Here is a 15,765-nt window from a genome sequence, read left to right as displayed (position 1 = left end):
GGCCGATAGATGCCTCGTGGTCACCTGCGTGTGATGCTCGGTGCCGCTCCGGGCGTCGGGAAGACCTACGCGATGCTCGAAGAGGGCAAGCGTCTGCAGTCGCTCGGCACCGATGTGGTGGTCGCGGTCGCGGAGACCCACGGCCGCGCCGCCACCGCGGCGATGCTGGACGGCCTCGAGGTCGTCCCGCGTCGTGAGGTCGAGCACCGCGGGGTCACGCTGACGGAGCTCGACCTGGATGCGGTCCTCCGCCGGGCGCCGCAGGTCGCCCTCGTCGACGAGCTGGCCCACACCAACGCCCCCGGCACCGAGCACGCGAAGCGGTGGGAGGACGTCGAGGCGATGCTGGAGGCCGGCATCGACGTGATGTCGACGGTCAACATCCAGCACATCCAGTCGCTGAACGATGTCGTGGAGCAGATCACCGGCGTGCATCAGCGGGAGACCATCCCGGATGCGGTGCTTCGGCGGGCGGACCAGATCGAGGTAGTCGACCTGGCACCGCAGGCGCTGCGCGACCGCCTCGCGGAGGGCGTCGTCTATCCCGAGGCCCGGATCGACGCGGCGCTCTCGAACTACTTCCGGCTCGGCAACCTCACCGCGCTGCGGGAGCTCGCGCTGCTGTGGCTCGCCGACGAGGTCGACAGCGCGCTGCAGCGGTACCGCGCCGAGCACGGGATCGCCGGATCCTGGGAGGCGCGCGAGCGCGTCGTCGTCGCGCTCACCGGCGGCCCCGAGGGCGATACGCTCCTGCGCCGCGGCGCGCGGATCGCGGCGCGCAGTTCGGGCGGAGAGCTGCTGGCGGTCCACGTCACCAGCGAGGACGGCCTGCGCGAGGCCGCGCCCGGCGCGCTGGCAGCCCAGCGCTCGCTCGTGGAGCAGCTGGGCGGGAGCTACCACCAGGTCGTGGGCAGTGACATCCCGAAGGCCCTCGTCGACTTCGCCCGCGGTGCCAACGCGACGCAACTGGTCATCGGCGTCTCACGGAGGAGCCGACTGGCCGCGCTGCTGACCGGGCCAGGGATCGGCGCGACCGTCATCCGCGAGTCCGGCGCCATCGATGTCCACATCGTGTCCCATGCCCGCGCCGGCGGCCGGTTCGCGCTTCCCCGGCCGACCGGCGGCCTCACCGTGCGCCGGCGCGTCTACGGGTTCGTCCTCGCGCTCATCGGCGGTCCCCTCCTGACGCTGCTCCTGACCAGCTTCCGCTCGCACGAGTCGATGACGGCGGATGTGCTCAGCTACCAGCTGCTCGTCGTCGTCGTGGCGCTGGTCGGCGGCATCTGGCCGGCATTATTCGCGGCGCTCCTGTCAGGTCTCACCCTCGACTACTTCTTCGTCGAGCCGCTGTACACGATCACGGTCGGCGAACCCCTGCACCTCCTCGCGCTCGTGCTCTACGTCGTCATCGCCGTGCTCGTCAGTCTCGTCGTCGACCAGGCGGCGCGCCGATCGCGCGCTGCGCAGCGGGCGGGTGCGGAGGCCGAGCTGCTAGCGACCGTCGCCGGCGGGGTGATCCGCGGCGAGGATGCGCTGCACGAGCTGGTCTCGCGGACCCGTGAGGCGTTCGGGCTCAGCGGCGTCCGGCTTCTGGTGCCCGTGCCCGGATCCCCCGAGCCCGAGGTGGTCGCGTCCTCCGGTGAGGCGGCGGACCCGCCGCGCATCCAGAACCTCCCGGTCGGGACGCGCGGCACGCTGGAGCTGTCCGGCCGCGACCTCGCCGCGGGCGACCGCCGGCTGCTCGCCGCGATCGTGGCCCAGCTGGATGCGGCGCTCGAGCACCGCGACCTGGCCGCCACGGCCTCCGAACTCGGTCCCCTCGCCGAGGCAGATCGTGTACGCAGCGCGCTGCTCGCCGCCGTCGGCCACGACCTGCGACGGCCGCTCGCGGCAGCGACCGCAGCGGTCACGACGCTGCGGCAGACCGACCTGCGCCTCAGCGACGACGACAGCGAGGCGCTGCTGGAGACCGCCGAGGAGAGCCTCGGCACCCTCGCCACGTTGGTCACCAACCTGCTCGACGTCAGCCGTGTACAGGCGGGTGTCCTCGGCGTCTCGCTCGCCCCGACCGGGGTCGACGACGTAGTGCTGCCGGCGCTCGACGAGCTGGGACTGGGACCGGCCGAGATCGAACTCGACCTGCCGCCGGACGTCCCTTCCCTGCTCGCCGATGGCGTCCTCCTCCAGCGGGTGCTGGTCAACCTGCTCGGAAACGCCCTCCGCTACAGTCCGCCGGGCGCTCGGCCGGTCGTCGCCGCCAGCACCTTCGCGGGCATGGTGCAGCTGCGCGTGATCGACCACGGCCCCGGCATCCCGAACGAGCGCCGCGAAGCCGTCTTCGTGCCGTTCCAGCGCCTCGGCGACACGGACAACGACACAGGGATCGGTCTCGGCCTCGCGCTCTCGAAGGGCTTCGTCGAGGGCATGGGCGGCACGCTCGACGCCGAGGACACTCCCGGCGGCGGCCTGACGATGGTGGTCTCCCTTCCGGCCGCCGGGGAGGAGAGGGCGTGAGGGTGCTCATTGCGGACGACGACCAGCAGATCCTGCGCGCGCTGCGCATCCTGCTGACCGCCCGGGGCTACGACGTGCTCACCGCGCGCACCGGCGCCGAAGCCGTGTCGCAGGCGGTGGAGCACCACCCGGACCTCGTCATGCTCGACCTGGGGATGCCGGAGCTGAACGGCATCGAGGTGATCGAGGGGCTGCGCGGCTGGTCGAGCGTCCCCATCCTCGTCGTCTCCGGTCGCACGGGCTCCGCCGACAAGGTGGATGCGCTCGACGCGGGCGCCGACGACTACGTCACCAAGCCGTTCGCCGCCGACGAGTTGCTCGCGCGCATTCGCGCCCTCACCCGCCGCCAGGCGCCGGTCACGGACGAGCCGGTCGTCACCTTCGGCGACGTCTCAGTCGACCTCGCCGCGCGTCAGGTCACCCGGCGCACCGGCGACACCACGGAGACCGTGCGCCTGACGCCGACCGAATGGGCCATCGTCGAGGTGCTGCTGCGCAACCCCCGCCGGCTCGTCACCCGCCAGGCCCTCCTGACGCAGGTGTGGGGCCCGCAATACACGAGCGACACCGGCTACCTGCGCCTCTACCTGGCGCAGCTGCGGAAGAAGCTGGAGCCGGTGCCCTCGCACCCGCGCTACCTGCTGACCGAGCCGGGGATGGGATACCGCTTCGTGCCCGACGGCGACAGCGCCGGCGAAGAAAGGGAATGGGCCGGCTGATACGCCGGGTTCTGTCGCGGTGCGTGCACCGCGGACGGCCATCTATCTCGGGACGACGTTGCCGCCGCCCTCCAGCGGTCTACCCGGGGACGAGACGAGCAGCCTCATGGTCCCCTGTGCGACCTTGCTCCGGGCGAGGTTTACCCAGCCGGCCGGGTCACCCCGGCCGCTGGTGGTCTCTTACACCACCGTTTCACCCTTACCGGCGGCCTTGCGGCCGCAGGCGGTCTGCTTTCTGTTGCACTTTCTCGCGGGTTGCCCCGGGTGGGTGTTACCCACCGCCTTGCTCTGCGGAGCCCGGACGTTCCTCGGCGGCCCGCTCTCGCGGACCGACGCGACCGTCTTGCCGACCCATTCCGGGCTCCACGATAGCGCAGCGGGAGGTGACGACAGGATGCCGGACGGGATGTGCGGCAGGCGTCAGAGCCCGGAGTCCTCGCCGCGCACCAGGATGGCGCCGCTGTCCGGGCACATCACGACATCGTCCAGCGCGGCGCGCCGGATGTCGGACAGGTCCGACTCGGTCAGCTTCACGTTGGAGCCCATCGACACACCACGGATGAGGGCGGCCGCTCCGATGCCGTAGCGGGCCCGCTGGCGCTCGTACAGGTCGACGAGATCCGCAGGGAGGGCCTCCGCGATGGTGGCGCGGTCGGTGGCGAGAGCCTTCCGCTGCGCCTCCAGCTTGCCCGCCTCCTCGTCGCGCTGCGCTTCGAGCACCTGGACGCGGTCATTCAGCTCGCCGCGCTCCGCCTCGACGGCGGCGAGCGCCTGCTCCAGACCCTCGACGCGCTCCATGACGGTCAGCTCGATCTCTTCGAGGTCGTCCTTGCGCTTCTTGAGGGAGGCGAGTTCCGCCTCCAGCGCCTGCACGTCCTTGACGGAGGCCGAGTGCTGCACGCGCTCGTTGTCACGTTTCGCGCGCGCATCCACGATCGCGACGTCCGACTCGACGCGCTTCAGCTCGGTGCGGGCGTCCTCCAGCTCACCGGTGGCGGCGATCCAGCGGGCGCGCAGCGCATCCACCTCCGGCTGGAGTTTCGTGAGTTCGACCGACTGCGGCAGGTTCTTCGCGGCATGACCGAGCTGGGCGATTCGGTTGTCGGCGGCCTGCAGGCGCAGGAGCTCGTTCTGGTCGGCGGGGCTGGCTTTCACGATGCGGTGCTTCCTTACGTACAGGGTCGGGTCATTGGAGGATGGCGAAATCCCAGGGGTCCGTGCGCAGCTCGCTCACCCGCACGTCCACCCCGGGAAGGGCCGCGCGTAGCTGCTCGGCCGCGGTGTCGAGCCACAGCCACTCGCTGGCCCAGTGGGAGACGTCGAGCAGCGCCGGGCCGCCGCCGAGCGTCGCCTGTTCGCGGGCTTCGGAGGCGGGATGGTGGCGCAGGTCGGCGGTGATGTAGACGTCGGCGCCGCGGACGGCGTCACTTCCGAGCAGCGAATCGCCGGCGCCGCCGCAGACCGCGACGCGGGTGACCGGCTGGTGGTACTCGCCCGCCGCCCGGACACCACCGGCCGTCGGAGGCAGGAGGTCGGCGAGCGCACGCGCGAGCTGGCCGAGCGTCGTGGGCTGCGGAAGGTCGCCCACCCGGCCGATGCCCGTCACGCCGTCCGGCGCCGGAGCGATCGGTGTGGTTTCGCGAAGTCCCAGTCGGGCGGCGAGCACGGCGCTGGTGCCGTCTTCGACCACGTCCGCGGTGGTGTGCGCGGCGTACAGCGCCACGCCGCCGCGGATGAGGCGTGCCAGCAGCGCGCCCTTGTAGCGGTCCTCCGCGACGCTCGTCACGCCGCGCAGCAGCAGTGGGTGGTGAGCGATCAGCAGGTCGGCGCGCTGCTCGACGGCCTCGTCGACGGTGGCGGCGACCGCATCCACGGAGAGCAGGATGCGCTCCACGTTCGCGGCGGGATCGCCGGTGACGAGACCCGGGGCATCCCAGCTCTCCGCGCCCGCGAGCGGCCAGAGGCGCTCGATGGTGTCACGGACGGAAGCGAGGGTGTGCGGCACGTCATTCAGCCTACGGGATGGGCCTCGACGCTCACCCGCTCGGCCGTCGCCACTTCCTGCCGGCGGACGGCGGGCACGCCGCTGACGAGCACGCCGACCAACCCGATGGCGAGCGCGACCAGCACTCCGATGTTGCTCGCCCCGATGCCGGCGTGCGGATCGATCCCGACAAGGCGGAAGAGGTACCCCTCCCAGGCCAGCCAAGGCAGCGGCGAGCTGACCGTCCCGAGCCCCACGATCGTCCCCGCCAGCAGCAGCCCGACATTCGTCCACCGCCAGTCCGGGTATACGCCGCCGCGAGCGACGAGCGACGGCTGGTGGAACCGCCGGGTGCGCAGCATCATCTCGCCCGAGAAGACGCCTACCCACGCGGCAACGGGCACGGACAGGGCGGTGGGGACACCGCGGATCACCGTGGAGAGGTCGGTCACGGTCGCCGCGAGCACTGCGCCGACGACGGCGATGGCCGCGCCCGCCACGAGCGTGCTCCACCGACGGCCGAGCCGCACGCCCGCCGCATCCAGCGTGAACCCGGCCGAGTACACCGTCAGCACAAGGGCGGAGATGAGGGACAGGCCGACGGCCAGCAGCAGCGGCACGGGATACCAGGCCGGCAGCCCGAGGCGCACGAGCCCTGCGACCGGGTCCCGGGCCAACTCGGCGGCGACGCCCGGGTCGGATGCGGCCAGCAGTCCCCCGTACGAGACCAGCACGAACGGTGGCACGCCTGCCCCGAAGGTCGCCCACAGCATCGCCGCCCCGCCGGAGGAAAGCGGCTGTTGGTACCGCGCGACCTCTGCGCTGCTCATTGCCCAGGCGAGGCCCACGTAGCTGAACACCAGCACGGCGCCCGTGACGACGTGCGTCCACAGCGCGTCAGGCACGGCGAGCGCCCGCGCCATGTCCACATGCCTCCAGGTCGCTGCGATCATCAGCCCGATCAGCACGGCGGAGGCGATGGTCAGCACGAGCTGGACGCGCGTCACCAGCGCGTACCCGAAGTACGCCACCGCGACAGCGACCAGCACCGTCACGCCGAGAGCCGCCGAGGTCGCGGCGGCGGCGCTGCCCGGCCAGTGCTCCGCAGTCGTCAGCGAGCCCGCCGCGGAGCCTGCCAGCCAGAGCAGCACCGCACCCCAGAACAGCTTGACGATCAGGGCGATCGCCGTCGGGAGGAGGTTGCCGAGCATCCCGAACGACGCCCGGGACACCACCAGGGTCGGCTGTCCGCTCCACTTGCCGGCGAGCGTGCCCAGCCCGAGCGGAAGGAAGGACAGGGCCACACCCACCAGCGTCGCCACGAGCAGCTGGCGGAGGCTCAGGCCCAGCACGAACAGGGTCGCGCCGACGCCGACGCTGATCAGGGACGAGGTTCCCGCGAACCAGAGCCAGAACATCCGGGAGGCACGCCCGACGCGAAGGTCGACCCGGGTCGGCTCGAGATCGGCGGCCTCCGGGACGAACAGGGGCTGCGCCCCGGGCCGGGAGCCGAGGAGGCCGGACACCACGCCGGTGCGCGGGGTGGCCAGGGGCGCCATCCCGGCGGCAGGGTCGTCGGACTCCTGAGTGTCGTCTGCATCGTCGGGCACGTCACGATCGATGGACGAGGGCGTCGAGGGTTCAGCACCGGCGCCGGTGATCGGCGCCGCTGTGCTCGGAACCGGCTCGACGGCCGCGGCCGCGAGGATCGGCACCGGCTCGGAGTCACGGGGCGCCAACTCCGCCGGCACGAGCCCGAGCGGTTCGGCGCGCGCGACCGGCCGGAACGCCGGCGGCGCGACGGGCTGCTCGGGTGCTTCCGGCTCATCGACGACCGGATCGCGGAGTGATTCGGGGGCGAGCGCGTGCCGAGGCCCGCGGCCGCGCCCCGGCTCGGGCTCCGGCTCTCGGCTCTCCTCCGGCTCCGCCCGCTGGATGGGGATCGCCGACGTCGCCACCCACGGGCTGAAGGTCGGCTCCAGCCCGGTCGGCTCGCGCCTCACCGGCAGGTCATCGAAGCTGATGACCTGCGTCGGAGGGCCGACCCAGTCGTCGTCCTCGTCCTGCTCCGGTTCCCCTTCGTGCACCTCTGCCACAGCATCCGGCTGCACCGCGTCCCGCTTCGGTTCGTCTTCGTGCACCTCTGCGACAGCGGCCGGGCGCACCGCATCCTGCACGGCGACCTGCCGGGGGGCGACGATCGGGATGGCGGAGGTGATGCGCGCGACCTCCTCCTCGAGAGCAGTCGCGAGCTCGTCGTCGCTGTGCCTCTCGGCGTCCGCTCCCCGCTCCATGACGCCAGACTACGACGCGCCGGTCCCCCACAGCAGAGGCTTCCGGACATGTGCGCCCGCGGGCAAGTAGCATCGAGGGTGTGAGCGAGATTGCGACCCCGTACGAGGACCTCCTGCGCGACGTCTTGGCGAACGGCGCCCACAAATCTGACCGCACCGGCACGGGGACGCGCAGCGTCTTCGGCCGTCAGCTGCGGTTCGATCTGGCCGACGGCTTCCCGCTCATCACGACCAAGCGCGTCCACTTCAAGTCGATCGCGTACGAGCTGCTGTGGTTCCTCCGCGGCGAGAGCAACGTGGGCTGGTTGCGCGAGAACGGCGTCACCATCTGGGACGAATGGGCCGACCAGGATGGCGAGCTCGGCCCGGTCTACGGGGTGCAGTGGCGGTCGTGGCCGACGCCCGACGGGCAGCACATCGATCAGATCCAGCAGGTCATCGACACGCTCCGGTCCGACCCGGACTCCCGCCGCATCATCGTCTCCGCATGGAACGTGGCCGACATCCCGAACATGGCGCTCGCCCCCTGTCACGCCTTCTTCCAGTTCTACGTCGCCGACGGCAAGCTGTCCTGCCAGCTGTACCAGCGGAGTGCCGACATGTTCCTCGGCGTCCCGTTCAACATCGCCAGCTACGCGCTGCTCACCCTCATGGTGGCTCAGCAGGTGGGCCTGGAGCCCGGCGAGTTCGTCTGGACGGGCGGCGACGTGCACATCTACGACAACCACGTGGAGCAGGTGACCGAGCAGCTGACGCGCGACCCGTACCCGGCGCCGCAGCTGCGCTTCGCCCGGAAGCCCGACAGCATCTTCGACTACCGCTTCGAGGACTTCGTGGTGGAGGACTACCAGCACCATCCCGCGATCCGCGCCGCGGTCGCCGTATGACCGTCGCACTGATCTGGGCCCAGGCCCACGACCGGGTGATCGGCGCCGGCGGGGTCATGCCCTGGCATCTGACGGAAGACCTACGTCACTTCCGCGCCCTCACCGGTACCGACCCGGTGATCATGGGACGACGCACCTGGGAGTCCCTACCCGAGCGGTACCGGCCGCTGCCGGGCCGCGACAACATCGTCGTCACCCGCCAGGCCGACTGGAGTTCGCCCGGCGCGCTCGTCGTGCACTCGGTCGACGAGGCGCTGGCGGCGGTGGCCGACGCATCCACGGCCTGGGTGATCGGCGGCGCCGAACTCTACCGGCAGACGCTCGCGGTGGCCGACCGGCTCGAGATCACCGAGATCGACCTGGAGGTCGACGGCGACACGCAGGCACCGGATCCCGGCACGGGATGGTCGGTCGAGGCCGGCGAGTGGCTCACGGGCGGCAACGGGATGCGCTACCGCTTCGTGACATACACCCGCTGACCTGGACTGGTGAGGGCCGCGTTCAGGTGAGCCCGGCCACCAGGTTCACCGTCGCCGCCACGATCACCGTGCCGAACAGGTACGACAGCAGCGTGTGCCGCAGCACTGTCGCACGGATGTACGCGTTCTGGATGTTCGTGTCCGACACCTGGAACGTCATCCCGAGCGTGAAGGCCAGGTAGGCGAAGTCGCTGTACTGCGGCTTCTCCTCCTGGTTGAAGTCGATGCCGCCGCCGGTGCGGTAGTAGATGCGCGCGTACCGGAGTGTGTAGACGGTGTGCACCAGCGTCCAGGAGAGGGCGACGCTCACGATGGCGAGCAGGGCGACGCTGAGCTGCGCTCCGCCCTTGAGAGATTTCGCATCCACCAGGATGAACACGACCGCGACGACGCTCGCCACGGACGCCAGGATGAGCACCAGATCGGTCGTGCGCCGTCCCGGATCCTCCAGCGTCGCATGACTCTTCGTGGCCGCGCCGTCGAGGCGCCAGACCGACGCCCACACCCACACGATGTACACGATGCAGGCAGCCGCCCATCCTGCGATGAGCGCGTAGTGCCAGGCGTTCAGGAGGCCGACGCCCACCGAGACGATCACCCCGGCTCCGATCGCGGTCGCCATCTTCGCGCGGGTCCGGCCGCGGCCGTGCTCCAGTTCGTCGGTCACACTCCGGATGTTCGCACACGACGCCTGAGCACGCCGTCCAGCACGCCGCTACGATCGATGACGTGACCCCCGCACCGATCTCGCCCTCCCCCCTGGCCGACTTCGACACCGCCTCCCTACGGGAGGCCCACGCGTCGTTCGCGCGCGCGTACGACGAGCTGAAGGCCGCGGGCCTGAAGCTCGACCTGACCCGCGGAAAGCCGTCGGCCGAGCAGCTGGACCTCTCCAACGACCTGCTCCACCTGCCCGACGGCCGCTACCGCGACGCCGCGGGCACCGACCTCCGCAACTACGGCGGAGCGACGGGCCTGCCCGAGCTGCGCGCGATCTTCTCCGACGCCCTGCGCGTCCCGGTGGAGCAGCTCCTCGCCCTGGGCAACTCGAGCCTGACGCTCATGCACGACACGATCGTGTTCGCGCTGCTGCACGGCGTGCCCGGCGGCGAGCTGCCGTGGAGCAGCCGGCCGATCAGCTTCCTTGCGCCCGTGCCCGGCTACGACCGGCACTTCACCATCGCCGAGCGGCTCGGCATCCGCCTCATCCCAGTCCCCTCCGACGAGAACGGGCCGGACATCGAGGCGGTGAAGACGCTCCTCGAGACGGACGACAGCATCCGCGGGATGTTCTGCGTGCCGGTGTACTCCAACCCGACCGGGGCGGTCTACACCGAGGAGGTCGTGCGCGCCCTGGTGTCGCTTCCCGCGGCGGACGACTTCCGCCTCATCTGGGACAACGCGTACGCGGTCCATCACCTCACCGACGAGCACCCCGAGCCGATCGACGTGCTCGCCCTCGCGGCCGAGGCCGGCAACCCGGACCGCCCGCTGGTGTTCGCCTCCACCTCCAAGGTCACCTACCCCGGGTCGGGCGTCTCGTTCTTCGGCGGCTCCCCCGCGAACATCGAGTGGATGCTGCACAACCTCTCCGCGCAGAGCATCGGCCCCGACAAGCTCAACCAGCTGCGTCACGTCGAGCTGCTGAAGGACCCCGACGGGCTCGCGGCGCACATGGAGAAGCACCGCGCCATCCTGGAGCCGAAGTTCGCCGCCGTCGACGCGGCATTCCGCGAGCGCCTGGTGCCGTGGGGCGGCGGGTCGTGGACGGCACCGGCAGGCGGCTACTTCGTCAGCCTCGACATCGCCGACGGCGCGGCCAAGCGCGCCGTCCAGCTCGCGAAGGAGGCCGGCATCGCGGTCACGCCGGCCGGCGCCACCTTCCCGTACGGCGACGACCCGCGCGACGCGAACATCCGGATCGCCCCGACCTTCCCGCCGCTCGACGAGCTGACGACGGCGCTCGACGGCCTCTGCACGGCGATCCTGCTCGCCTCGGCGGAGACCCTGCTGTCCGCGCGGGACTGACCGGATGACCGGCTGGGTCGTCCGCGCCAGCACCGAGGACGACTGGCAGGAGTACCGCGCGCTGCGGTTCGAGATGCTCCAGGATGCGCCGATCGCGTTCCTGGAGACGCTCGAGCAGGCGCGCGCGCATCCCGACGAGCACTGGCGGCGGCGCGCATCCAACATCGTGCCGACGAGCCGCCTCTTCGCCGCGGTGGCGGAGGACGGGCGCTGGCTCGGCAGCATGGGCGGGTACCAGTCCGCGGCCTCCCACGACCCGTTCCTCGTCGGCGTGTACGTCTCGCCACCGTGGCGCGGGCGGGAGCACGGGATGACGGACGCCCTCCTCGACGCGGTCATCGACTGGGCGCGCGGGCGCGGCGAGCGGCTGATGCTGGACGTCCACGAGGACAACGACCCCGCCATCCGCACATACCTGCGGCGAGGCTTCACGTTCACTGGCCGCACGCAGCCGTATCCGCTCGACCGGACCGCCGAGGAGCGCGAAATGTCGCTCCCGCTCCTCCCGCCCCTCCCGCCCCTCCCCTGATGCCCCAAGCCGACAGCTCCTGAGTTTTTCGCCTCGACGACGGCGTGTCGCGCGAAAAAGTCAGGAGCTGTCGGACGGGGTACGTGACCTCAGATCTCGTTGAAGCCGGAGTCGACGAGGGCGGCGAGCGCGTCGACGGCGGCGCGGCCGTCCGGGTCGTCGGAGACGATTCGTGCGGTCGAGCCGGCGGTGAGCCCGAGGGACATGATGCCCAGGAGGCTCTTCGCGTCCTTGCCGTTGACGGTCACCTTCACGGGGAACGTGTTCGCCAGCTTGACGAACTCGGCGGCGGGACGCGCGTGCAGCCCCTCCGGGTTGCGGACGAGCACCTCGCGTTCGTAAGGGCCGCCTGCGTCGGCGGCCTCCGCGGGCGCAGGCCCGGCGTCCGCTGCCGGAGCACCACCGCCTCCCGCACTCGACCCGGCCCAGGCGTCGACGGCGCCTTCGGCCGCGGCCACGACCGCGTCGAGGTCGCCGCCCGACTCCGCCGCCACCGCAGCCGCGACGCCGCCCTCCACGAACGGGACATCCACGACCCGGACCCGGGAGCGCTGATCCTCGTCGAGCATGTCGAGCACCGTCTCCGCGGTCAGCAGCGCAGAGCCGAGGTCGCTGACGACCACGACTCCGTCGCCGCTGTCCGCCTCCGACACACCCGACATGACCTTGGTGAAGCTGGTGCCGATCCCATCGTCGTCCGTGCCGCCGGCGGCGACGAGCCGCACGGAGCCCGCCATCTGACCGGCGAGCTGCACCATCCCCGCGGCGATCTGCGAGCTGTGCGAGACGAAGACGATGCCGATCTTCCCGGTCATCCCGCCGCCTCTGCCGTGCTTGCCGCTGCACGCAGCAGCAGCGCCGTCGACTGCGCCCCCGGATCGCGGTGCCCGGCCGAACGCTCGCCGAGGTAGCTCGCGCGTCCCTTCCGGGCGACGAGCGGCTCTGTGGCCTCCGCCCCCTTCTCCGCGGCGTCCGCCGCAGCGTCCAGGATGCCCGAGACCGAGGCCCCGGACTCCTGGGCCGCAGCGGCGGCATCCACGGCCGGCGTCCACGCGTCGATCATCGTCTTATCGCCCGGCGCCGCCTTCCCGCGGGACACGATCCCGTCGCGCGCAGCGCCAAGCGCCGCCACGACCGCCTTCTCGTCGATCGCGTCCCCGTCGCCGACGGGGTCCGCCATCTTGAGGAAGGCGGTCCCGTACAGCGGACCGGAGGCGCCGCCGACCGTCGAGATCAGGGTCATGGCGACGGACCGCAGGGCGGCGTTCGGCGTCGTCTCGCCGGGGAGCTTCCCCAGCGCTTCGACGGAGGCACGCAGGCCGCGGTCCATATTCTCGCCGTGGTCGCCGTCGCCGATCTCGCGGTCGAGCGTGTTGAGCTCGTGCTTGTGCTCGGCGATGGATGCGGCGGCCGCGGTGATCCACGACGTCACCCAGTTCGTGTCCAGCGTCATCGACGCCTCCTTCCTAGTCGTTCCGGTGTTCTACAGGCCCCAGCGGAGCGCAGCGGTGTGGACGGGTGCATCCCAGAGCTGGGTGAACTCGTCGTCGAGCTTCAGGACCGTGATGGAGGCGCCCTGCATCTCCAGCGAGGTCACGAAGTTGCCGACCAGCGACCGGCTCAGCGTGATGCCCCGCTCGTCGAGGATCTCGGCGGCGCGCCGGAACAGGATGTAGAGCTCCGACAGCGGTGTGCCGCCCATCCCGTTCACGAACAGCAGCACCGGCGAGCCGTCGAACGACAGGTCGCTGAGGATGGCGTCCATCATCCGGTCGACCAGGCGGTCGGCGGGCTCGAGCTTGATGCGCTCGCGTCCGGGCTCGCCGTGGATGCCCACGCCGAACTCGATCTCGTCCTCCGGCAGCACGAACCCGGGCTCCCCGGCGTGCGGGACGGTGCCGTCGGTCAGCGCGAGGCCGATCGAGCGGACGTTCGCGTTGACGCGCTCCGCCACGGCGGTGACCGCATCGAGGTCGTCGCCTCGGTCGGCCGCAGCACCCGCGATCTTCTCGACCAGGACGGTTCCGGCGACGCCGCGGCGACCCGCGGTGTAGAGGGAGTCCTGCACCGCCACGTCGTCGTTGATGACGACGGAGCGGACACTGATGCCCTCGGCGCCGACCAGGTCGGCCGCCGTCTCGAAGTTGAGCACGTCGCCCGTGTAGTTCTTGACGATGTGGAGCACGCCGGCGCCGCCGTCCGCGGCCTTGGTGGCCTCGACGATCGGCATGGGCGTCGGAGAGGTGAAGACTTCGCCCGGCACCGCGGCGTCGAGCATCCCCTTTCCGACGAAGCCGGCGTGGAGGGGCTCATGGCCACTACCACCGCCGCTGACGAGCCCGACCTTGCCCTGAACCGGACCATCGGCCCGGGAGACGAACTTCGGATCCTGCGACACCCGCACGATGTCGGCGTGAGCCCGGCCGAAGCCCGCGAGGGACTCGGTCACGACGTCGGGTACGTCGTTGATGAGCTTCTTCATCGAAACCCTTCCTTCCACTGCTGTCAGTGCGTCGCCGCCACCCACTGGTCGAGCTTCGTGGCCGCAGCCCCGGAGTCGATCGCGGCGGCAGCGACCGCCATTTGCGAACGGAACCGATCCAGGATGGATTCCTGGACCCTCGACGGGTCGGACGCGAGCTCGTAGGAAACGAGCCCGGCCGCCGCGTTGAGCAGGACGATGTCGCGCACGGGGCCTTCTTCGCCCGCGAGCACGGCACGCACGACAGCCGCGTTGTACGCGGCGTCCTTTCCGAGCAGATCATCGATCCGTGCGCGTGGGATGCCCAGATCGCGCGGATCGATGTCGTGCTCGGTGACGAGGCCTCGGGAGACCTCCCAGACGTGACTGTGACCGGTGGTCGACAGCTCGTCGAGCCCGTCGTCGCCGCGGAAGACCAGCGCGGTGGCGCCGCGGGTCTGGAACACGCCGACGATGAGCGGGATGCGGTCGAGCGTCGCGACGCCGACCGCCGATGCCTCGGGCCGCGCCGGGTTGCACAGGGGGCCGAGGTAGTTGAAGACGGTGGGGACGCCGAGCTGGGCCCGCACAGGACCGGCGTGGGCGAACCCGGGGTGGAAGGCGCTGGCGAAGGCGAACGTGATGCCGACCTGGTCGAGCACCTCGGCGACGCGCTCGGCCGAGAGGGTGAGGTCGATGCCCAGCGCCGCCAGAACGTCGGATGATCCGGAGGAGGAGCTCGCCGCGCGATTGCCGTGCTTGATGACCGGGACGCCGGCGGCCGCGGCCACGATCGAGGCGGTCGTCGACACGTTCACCGTGCCGAAGCGGTCGCCGCCCGTCCCCACGATGTCGAGCGCCATCGGGTCGACCGGCAGCGGGACGGCGTGGTCGAGGATGGCGTCGCGGAACCCGACGATCTCATCGACCGTCTCGCCCTTGGCACGCAGCGCGATGAGGAAAGCGGCCAGCTGCGCGTCCGTCGCCTCGCCCGTCATCACCTGATCCATGGCCCACGCCGCGTCCGCCACGCTCAGGTGCTCCCCGGCCAGGAGCGACGTCAGCACGGACGACCAGGACTGCGTGGAACTCATGTTGTGATCCTATCGGCGGGCGACACGCCACGGCGATACCGGCCCGACGGCCGCTTATAAGGCTGCCCTAACCGGAAATCCGGTCGATTCAAGCCCCTCAGGTGGGAAAACCACGGGTCCTTTTCAGCCATAATGGGTTACGTGACGAGCACCTCCATTTCTCCTGCAACGAGTGCGCCGGCGATCAACCGGCCCAACGTCGTGGCCGTCGGCACCATCGTCTGGCTCGGCTCCGAGGTGATGTTCTTCGCGGGTCTCTTCGCGATCTACTTCACTCTCAAGTCGACGTCTCCGGACCTCTGGGCAGCCGAGACGCAGCACCTGAACGTCCCGTACGCGCTGACGAACACGATCATCCTGGTCGCGAGCTCGTTCACGTGCCAGTTCGGCGTCTTCGCCGCGGAGCGCCTGCAGCCCCGCCGGACCGGCTGGAGCCCGGCCAAGTGGGGCATGGTCGAGTGGTTCACGCTCTCCTACCTGCTGGGCGCGATCTTCGTCTCCGGCCAGGTGCTCGAGTACGCCACGCTCGTCTCCGAGGGCATCTCGCTGAGCGCCAACGCCTACGGCTCGGCCTTCTACCTCACCACCGGCTTCCACGCCCTGCACGTGACGGGCGGGCTGATCGCCTTCCTGCTCGTCATCGGCCGCGCCTTCGCGGTCAAGACCTTCGGCCACAAGGAGGCGACCAGTGCCATCGTCGTCTCGTACTACTGGCACTTCGTCGACGTCGTGTGGATCGGCCTGTTCGCGGTCATCTACATCATCCGATAAGGAAA

14 protein-coding genes, 1 other RNA gene and 1 pseudogene are annotated in these 15,765 nt (G+C 70.9%); 7 read left to right on the top strand and 9 right to left on the bottom strand.

Annotated elements, in window-relative coordinates; translation table 11 throughout:
- The first annotated feature begins 9 nt into the window (after nt 1-9).
- Both AB4Z18_RS06940 and AB4Z18_RS06935 read left to right on the top strand, forming a co-directional pair.
- The gene (locus AB4Z18_RS06940) at nt 10-2,514 is read left to right on the top strand and encodes a DUF4118 domain-containing protein (RefSeq protein ID WP_441781956.1); all 2,505 of its coding nucleotides are present in this window, start codon (nt 10-12) and stop codon (nt 2,512-2,514) included.
- Nucleotides 2,511-3,194 (top strand): annotated as a pseudogene (locus AB4Z18_RS06935) (response regulator); the annotation flags it as partial. The gene AB4Z18_RS06940 and the pseudogene AB4Z18_RS06935, both read left to right, overlap by 4 nt.
- Nucleotides 3,195-3,217: 23 nt before the next feature.
- On the opposite strand, the gene rnpB reads toward AB4Z18_RS06935, so the two are convergent.
- The 4 genes from rnpB to AB4Z18_RS06915 form a co-directional block, all read right to left on the bottom strand.
- Nucleotides 3,218-3,587: RNase P RNA component class A (gene rnpB / locus AB4Z18_RS06930), an RNA gene on the bottom strand.
- A gap of 66 nt (nt 3,588-3,653) precedes the next feature.
- The gene (locus AB4Z18_RS06925) at nt 3,654-4,388 is read right to left on the bottom strand and encodes a zinc ribbon domain-containing protein (RefSeq protein WP_441781955.1); all 735 of its coding nucleotides are present in this window, start codon (nt 4,386-4,388) and stop codon (nt 3,654-3,656) included.
- Between the two features lie 31 nt (nt 4,389-4,419).
- Complete coding sequence (locus AB4Z18_RS06920; protein ID WP_441781954.1) at nt 4,420-5,238, bottom strand: Nif3-like dinuclear metal center hexameric protein; 819 nt, start codon at nt 5,236-5,238, stop codon at nt 4,420-4,422.
- A 5-nt stretch (nt 5,239-5,243) separates the two neighbouring features.
- On the bottom strand, nt 5,244-7,511 hold the full coding sequence (locus AB4Z18_RS06915; RefSeq protein ID WP_441781953.1) for a cytosine permease: 2,268 nt from the start codon (nt 7,509-7,511) through the stop codon (nt 5,244-5,246).
- 80 nt (nt 7,512-7,591) lie between these two features.
- Between AB4Z18_RS06915 and AB4Z18_RS06910 the strand changes: the two genes are divergently transcribed.
- Together AB4Z18_RS06910 and AB4Z18_RS06905 are read left to right on the top strand one after the other, a co-directional pair.
- A complete protein-coding gene (locus AB4Z18_RS06910; protein WP_441781952.1) occupies nt 7,592-8,398 on the top strand; it encodes a thymidylate synthase in 807 nt (268 codons plus the stop codon).
- Complete coding sequence (locus tag AB4Z18_RS06905) at nt 8,395-8,877, top strand: dihydrofolate reductase (protein ID WP_441781951.1); 483 nt, start codon at nt 8,395-8,397, stop codon at nt 8,875-8,877. Before AB4Z18_RS06910 ends, AB4Z18_RS06905 begins: the two co-directional genes overlap by 4 nt.
- A gap of 22 nt (nt 8,878-8,899) precedes the next feature.
- Here AB4Z18_RS06905 and AB4Z18_RS06900 read toward each other — a convergent pair whose 3' ends face one another.
- On the bottom strand, nt 8,900-9,499 hold the full coding sequence (locus tag AB4Z18_RS06900; protein WP_441782988.1) for a DUF1345 domain-containing protein: 600 nt from the start codon (nt 9,497-9,499) through the stop codon (nt 8,900-8,902).
- A gap of 107 nt (nt 9,500-9,606) precedes the next feature.
- Here AB4Z18_RS06900 and AB4Z18_RS06895 point away from each other — a divergent pair, with 107 nt between their 5' ends.
- The gene (locus AB4Z18_RS06895; protein WP_441781950.1) at nt 9,607-10,905 is read left to right on the top strand and encodes an aminotransferase class I/II-fold pyridoxal phosphate-dependent enzyme; all 1,299 of its coding nucleotides are present in this window, start codon (nt 9,607-9,609) and stop codon (nt 10,903-10,905) included.
- A 4-nt stretch (nt 10,906-10,909) separates the two neighbouring features.
- The gene (locus AB4Z18_RS06890) at nt 10,910-11,434 is read left to right on the top strand and encodes a GNAT family N-acetyltransferase (RefSeq protein WP_441781949.1); all 525 of its coding nucleotides are present in this window, start codon (nt 10,910-10,912) and stop codon (nt 11,432-11,434) included.
- An 89-nt stretch (nt 11,435-11,523) separates the two neighbouring features.
- Here AB4Z18_RS06890 and dhaM read toward each other — a convergent pair whose 3' ends face one another.
- The 4 genes from dhaM to trpD are packed head-to-tail and all read right to left on the bottom strand — an operon-like array spanning nt 11,524 to nt 14,989.
- The gene (gene dhaM / locus AB4Z18_RS06885; RefSeq protein ID WP_441781948.1) at nt 11,524-12,249 is read right to left on the bottom strand and encodes a dihydroxyacetone kinase phosphoryl donor subunit DhaM; all 726 of its coding nucleotides are present in this window, start codon (nt 12,247-12,249) and stop codon (nt 11,524-11,526) included.
- Entirely contained in the window at nt 12,246-12,887 is a 642-nt protein-coding gene (gene dhaL / locus AB4Z18_RS06880) for a dihydroxyacetone kinase subunit DhaL (RefSeq protein ID WP_441781947.1), read from the bottom strand. The genes dhaM and dhaL overlap by 4 nt, the downstream gene beginning before the upstream one ends.
- 30 nt (nt 12,888-12,917) lie before the next feature.
- The gene (gene dhaK, locus AB4Z18_RS06875; RefSeq protein WP_441781946.1) at nt 12,918-13,916 is read right to left on the bottom strand and encodes a dihydroxyacetone kinase subunit DhaK; all 999 of its coding nucleotides are present in this window, start codon (nt 13,914-13,916) and stop codon (nt 12,918-12,920) included.
- A 23-nt stretch (nt 13,917-13,939) separates the two neighbouring features.
- Complete coding sequence (gene trpD, locus AB4Z18_RS06870; protein ID WP_441781945.1) at nt 13,940-14,989, bottom strand: anthranilate phosphoribosyltransferase; 1,050 nt, start codon at nt 14,987-14,989, stop codon at nt 13,940-13,942.
- 132 nt (nt 14,990-15,121) lie between these two features.
- Here trpD and ctaE point away from each other — a divergent pair, with 132 nt between their 5' ends.
- Nucleotides 15,122-15,760 (top strand): aa3-type cytochrome oxidase subunit III, encoded by a 639-nt coding sequence (gene ctaE, locus AB4Z18_RS06865; RefSeq protein WP_285116373.1) that lies wholly within the window; start codon nt 15,122-15,124, stop codon nt 15,758-15,760.
- The last annotated feature ends 5 nt before the right edge of the window (nt 15,761-15,765 follow it).

It is taken from the genome of Leifsonia sp. 2TAF2, from assembly GCF_052115085.1.
In the GTDB taxonomy this organism is placed as follows: Bacteria; Actinomycetota; Actinomycetes; order Actinomycetales; family Microbacteriaceae; genus Leifsonia.
Note: the sequence above shows the minus strand (reverse complement) of the source record. Positions and strands in the feature narration are given on the sequence as shown.